Origin of the sequence: Mesonia sp. K4-1 (genome assembly GCF_008017825.1) — a bacterium.
Taxonomy (GTDB): Bacteria; Bacteroidota; Bacteroidia; order Flavobacteriales; family Flavobacteriaceae; genus Mesonia.
Genome location: NZ_VRLS01000060.1, coordinates 1 through 5,411 on the forward strand (window position 1 = coordinate 1; position 5,411 = coordinate 5,411).

Genomic DNA, 5,411 nt, shown 5'->3' on the forward strand with positions numbered 1-5,411 from the left:
GGTTTTGTCCTTTAAAAATGTTCATATTACATCATATTTATTGACCTTAAAGATAAGTATTTATATACTGACCTCTACAAAATAAATTTCTTTTTTTGCGTTTTTTGATTGCTTAAAACTCTTTTTACCTTTAATTTTATTTCTTTTCGAAGTAGTTTCAATAAACCCTTTATTAATTAGGATATTTTCTAATTCGGCATCTGCTTTAAATTCTTTCATCGATTTTTTTTTTAAATTGTGGGCAACGGTCTTGTATAACAATCAGTTGCGGATTGATTTGGAACTAAGATAGCTAAAATTACTGACTTTTATGCTTGCGCGGTTGTGTCCGCAGGACACAAAGCCGCAATTGTTGTTATACGGTGTTAGCCACAGTATTTTTATTAATAATCTTGAATTAAGACATCTGTTGGAATGTGAAGTTTAGTGTTTAAATTTCTAACCATTTCCAGTGTCAGTTTTCTTTTCTTATTTAGTATTTCACTTACACGGCTTTTAAATCCGAAAACTTCCGCTAAATCTTTTTGTTTCATTCCCATTTGTTCCATCCTAAATTTTATGGCTTCAATTGGGTCTGGCATTTCTATAGGGAAATGTTCATTTTCATATTTGTCAATTAATATTGATAATATTTCAAGTTCGTCGCCTTCTTGGGTTCCCATTTTTGCATCAAAAATTTTCTCAAGTCGATTGAGAGCATTTTGATAATCCTTTTCATTTTTTATTGGTGTGATTTTCATATCTAAATTTCGTTAGCGTTTATTTTGTCATATTCTGCGTGAGTTCCAATAAATCTTATCCAACAGATTTGATACTCAAAATTAAATTTTACTATTAATCGATAATTGTTTCCCTTAATATCAAAAACAATCCGATTATCTTTTAGAATACTTGCTTTTGGATAATCTTTTTTTAAATCATTTATCGTTTTCCAAGACGTTTTTTCTGTTTCCCGAAACCACGCTTTTAGTTGCTGTTCGCTGTCCGTGTGTTTTTTCCAGAATTCACGTAATGTACTTTTAGCAATAACTCTCAATTCAAATATTTTTTACAAATATAATCAAAAAAGTTACCATTTTGGTATTTTGTTGTGATTTTTATATTGTGGCTAACGGTCTCGTATATCGCTCCGTTGCGGGAAAATTAGTAATTATTTTTCAATTTAATGTTTTCACTTCCAAAAAATCCTAAATCCTGACTTCAGCCCAAACGCCGCAATGAGTGATATACAGTGTTGGCAGTAGTTTTTTAACAACAGTCTGCGATTACTAAAATTTGCTTTAACTTTTTTGAATAACATATGACTTTGAAACCTCCTCCTCTAGAAAGTTTATATGAAAATCCAATATTGATTTTTTCATCATTAATCTTGTCTAAATTTTCTTCTATAAGATAATCTTTTTCGAGTTTAGATGAAGGATTCCTAATAAAATTTTCTTTATTAAAAAAGTTGTTCATTCTAGATTTTATATATTTTATATCAGCTTGATGTAAACTGTCAGTTAGTTGTTTATTCATTTTCTTAGGATCAAAATCTTCGTCTCTCTTTGGATCTGATACATATAAATACCAAGGTCTTTCGTAATCATAAAACTGATTACCTGAAATTTTTTCTTCATAAATGATTTTTCCCTCAATATTTAAAATTTGAAAAATCATCGGACCTTCTAAATCATCACAGCTATAAATAATTTTAAATGTATCTTTAGTATTTATATCGGAGAAACTGTGCTTCTTTTGAACTTCACATTTTTCTGATTTGTTATTATTTAAGTCAGAAATTTTTAAATTTTTGTCAGATTTTTGTTTACAGCTAATAATAAAAAAGCTTAATAACAAAACATTTATAAAAGTTCTTATCATTGGAATTGTGTTAAATTACTGCCAACTGTTTTGTATATGGCTCGTAGCGTGCAAATTAGAAAATTAATTTCGGTTGAGAACAAGCCAGATTTTTAAATTTTACTATTTATCTTTTTTATTGGAAATCGTCAAATTTAAAAATTTGGCGACTTTCCAAATATGCCTTAACTTCGTTTAAGTAACTAATTAGCTATGAGTTATATACGTTGTTAGCATTAGTTATTTCTTGCACTTCTTTTAATGTCAGACCTTTTTGATTTACCCATTCAGTCATACCGTTTGAGTTTCGCCCTAAAATCATATTTGAAGCAGCACTTGGACTGTTAAAAACAGTATCTTCTACAAAAATTAATTTTTCTCCGCTTTCAACCATAATTTCAGTTTCGAGTAACTTTTTTCGCATATGAACATAAGTATCTGTGCAAGATTTAGATAATTTTCTTTTCCCTTCACTACCTTTTAGAACGATATATCCTTGGTCGGTTTCTTTCATAGAAGCCTTAAAAGAATTAGTTTTTATAAAATATATTTCGTCAATTTCTGTCTTTGGATTCTCAATATTTTTAACTTCTTGCTTAACTGTTGATGAGATTAAAAATTTAAAACCCATTACTGGTAAAATCAGCTTAATTTGTTCAAGAAAATATTCCATATCTGAAATATCAGCTTCGTGTAATGTCGGTAAACTTGGCGAATTCCCATTATCAATTTGGGCAGTTTTAGCTTCAATCGCCATTTGCACTAATCGTGATTCTAAATATCTAATTTGTGTCTTGGTTAACCATTCATCTTTGCTGACAAAAAATATAAGCTCTTTAAAATCCTTATTAGCGTCACTTAAATGTTGTTTTAATCGTGCTTTTATATTTTCCGCTTCTCCAATATAAATTTTCTCATCGTAAGCGTCATCTGTTGGGTCTCCTTTCAAACAATAAATACCAGGATTGTCAAATTCGGTTCGGTTTATAATTTTATTGACTGAAGCTCTTGGCGAGTATAATGCTTTTCCAACCCAATTTCCAATTTCGCTCAACCTTGGTCCATAAGCAGTTCCATCAATCATATAAACTGTCAATTTTTTTCCCATTTACGAATGTTTGTTTTTAATTAATGCTAACGGTTTGTATAAGAGCAGTAGCGGATAAAAAAGCCACTACTTTTCAGGTTTGAATATACTAAATTAAATATAAAAACGGTTTGAGTTTACACCCAAACCGCTATTGCTTTTATACTTTGTTGTGCTTAGTACTTATCTGACCTTTTTAAATTTTTGAATTGTTTGACCATTTTCCCAAAATTTTTATCCTTTTTCCGTTTTTCAGCAACAGTCGATTCAAAATGTTCTTTTTCTCTATTCATTTTCAGATAATTTTCATAGAACAATTTATCTACTTTTTCACTTTCAACGGCTGCGATAACAGCACAACCAATTTCTATTGTATGGGTACAATCTTTAAATTTACAGTTTTTAGATAGCTCAACTATTTTTGCAAATGTCTTTTCTAACCCTCCAACTGAATCTGCAATACCCACTTCTCTTATTCCTGGATTGTCAATTATAATTCCACCATTTTCAAGAACGATTAATTCTCGGTGGCTTGTAACGTGCCGTCCTTTATTTGTACTCGTGCTAATCGTATTTGTTTTCATCAGTTGTTTACCAGAAAGATTGTTTAGAAGGCTTGATTTTCCTACTCCTGACGAGCCCAATAAACAGTAAGTTTTACCTTTTGCGATATGCTTTTTCACTCTCTCAATCCCTTTTTGGGACTCATTACTTATAGCAATTACTGGTACTTGTTTCACTCTTTCTTGAACTTTAGACATCAAATCAGTTAAAACCGTATCGCCTATCAAGTCAATTTTATTAAGAATGATAATCGGTTTTACATTGGATGTATTGCAAATTGTCAGATACCTTTCTATTCGATTGATGTTAAAATCCCTGTCAACAGCTTGTACTATAAAAGCAAAGTCAATATTTGTTGCTATTATTTGTTTCTCCCCCTGTTTACCAATTGCTTGTCTTTCAATGATGGTTTTTCTGGGAAAAACAGAGTGTATGAGAACTTTATCATCATCATATTCAGAAATTGCAACCCAATCTCCTACAGCAGGAAAATCTTCACGAGTGTTTGCAGTATATCTTAAGTTTCCTGTAATTTCTGCATCAAATTCCCCTTTTTCTGTTTTAACAATATATCTTTCCTTATGCTCTGAAATAATTCTTCCAATTTCAAAGTCTCCTAAATTATATTGAATTCTTAGTTTTTCTATTTTGTCATTATATCCTAAATGTTCTAGTTTCATATTCTGTGTATTTTAAAATATTGTAAACACTTATGATATTCATAAATGAATTTAATTTAAACACAAAAGCGTTCACAATAGATGTGTTAATATTTGTAAAATGTAAATAAGTAGAAATGCTTCAGATTATTACCTGAAGTAAAGAGTGGTGATAGTCAAAGAAAATTGACTATCTATTTTACAATATCTGAATATGATATTACAGATTTAATAGACATAAAATTTATTCAGAGTACAAAGTTAAAAAATATCTTTTATAAAGTCGAACAGAGACGGTGTTTTTTGTATTAAGCACAACGGTTTTGTGTATGATTAGTGGCGTGTTTAACCACTTAATTTAGCAAATAAAAACCAAATAGAAAATCCGCGAGGATTTTCGTAAGTAGGCTAGAACTAGCCATTAATTATACACGTTGTTGCCAGTAGTTTTTATTAATTCCGTTTCGTTACAATTTGAACACCACCAATATTCTTTTTCTTGATCTTTTAGCTTAGATTCAGATTTCTTTCCACATTTTGAGCAATTCTGCTCATCAGATTCATTTTCAAATGCTCGATATTGACAATGTCCACAATCCCAAATTATCAAAGGTGATTCATCCTCATCTAATTTCCAATAAAAGCTGTCTGCTTTGCATTGAGGACATATTTGACTTGCCATAGTATTTAATTTTCATAATAATTATGCTCGTGTCTATAATAGATTAAATTTTTTAACGGAATTCCTTTTGCTGGAAAATCAACTATTTCGCTAATTTCATTTAATTCATATTTTGGGAAATCAGAAATTAATTCGCCAGCTGCTTGAGATAAAAGTTCAATATCTTTCTCATTGGCTTTTGAGTCAAAAACACATTTCCAATGTATTATTTCATCTTTCAATTCAACAGAAACAAACCTTAAAGTATTAGGTACGTGACCTAATAAAGCTCTAACTCCGCTTAAAATTAATGATATGTCGATTTCGTTTCTCAAATTACTGGCAACGTGTTTGTATATGACAAGTAGCGTGCAAGTTAGCGGATAATTTTCCGCCTCGCAACAAGCCAAATCTTTTGTATTTTGTTTTTATTTTTTTTATCCAAAAGCCAAATCAAAAGATTTGGCGACTTACCAAATATACCAAATTTTTCGGTTTATATCAGACGTAGCTATTTGTTATATACATTGTGTCTGTTGCACAAGTTACAAAAAAGCCTTAATTTCATGGAATGCAAGGAAAAAAGAATTATCAAGAA

General features: G+C 30.1%; 8 protein-coding genes. All 8 read right to left on the reverse strand.

What is annotated here, in order from left to right; all coding sequences use genetic code 11:
- Positions 1-60: 60 nt before the first annotated feature.
- Positions 61-219, reverse strand: coding sequence for a hypothetical protein (locus FT986_RS15965; protein ID WP_187248620.1), 159 nt, complete (start codon positions 217-219; stop codon positions 61-63).
- A gap of 164 nt (positions 220-383) precedes the next feature.
- Positions 384-740 carry a type II toxin-antitoxin system HigA family antitoxin gene (locus tag FT986_RS11260; RefSeq protein WP_147865148.1) on the reverse strand — a complete coding sequence of 119 codons (357 nt, stop codon included), beginning with the start codon at positions 738-740 and terminating at the stop codon, positions 384-386.
- Positions 741-742: 2 nt separating this feature from the next.
- Entirely contained in the window at positions 743-1,036 is a 294-nt protein-coding gene (locus FT986_RS11265) for a type II toxin-antitoxin system HigB family toxin (RefSeq protein WP_147865149.1), read from the reverse strand.
- Between the two features lie 212 nt (positions 1,037-1,248).
- Positions 1,249-1,863 (reverse strand): hypothetical protein, encoded by a 615-nt coding sequence (locus tag FT986_RS11270; protein ID WP_147865150.1) that lies wholly within the window; start codon positions 1,861-1,863, stop codon positions 1,249-1,251.
- 190 nt (positions 1,864-2,053) lie between these two features.
- Positions 2,054-2,950, reverse strand: a complete 897-nt coding sequence (locus FT986_RS11275) for a GIY-YIG nuclease family protein (RefSeq protein WP_147865151.1) — start codon at positions 2,948-2,950, stop codon at positions 2,054-2,056.
- 155 nt (positions 2,951-3,105) lie between these two features.
- A complete protein-coding gene (gene rsgA / locus FT986_RS11280; protein ID WP_147865152.1) occupies positions 3,106-4,173 on the reverse strand; it encodes a ribosome small subunit-dependent GTPase A in 1,068 nt (355 codons plus the stop codon).
- 400 nt (positions 4,174-4,573) lie between these two features.
- Entirely contained in the window at positions 4,574-4,834 is a 261-nt protein-coding gene (locus tag FT986_RS11285) for a hypothetical protein (RefSeq protein WP_147865153.1), read from the reverse strand.
- A gap of 5 nt (positions 4,835-4,839) precedes the next feature.
- Positions 4,840-5,148 (reverse strand): hypothetical protein, encoded by a 309-nt coding sequence (locus tag FT986_RS11290; RefSeq protein WP_147865154.1) that lies wholly within the window; start codon positions 5,146-5,148, stop codon positions 4,840-4,842.
- Between the last annotated feature and the right edge of the window lie 263 nt (positions 5,149-5,411).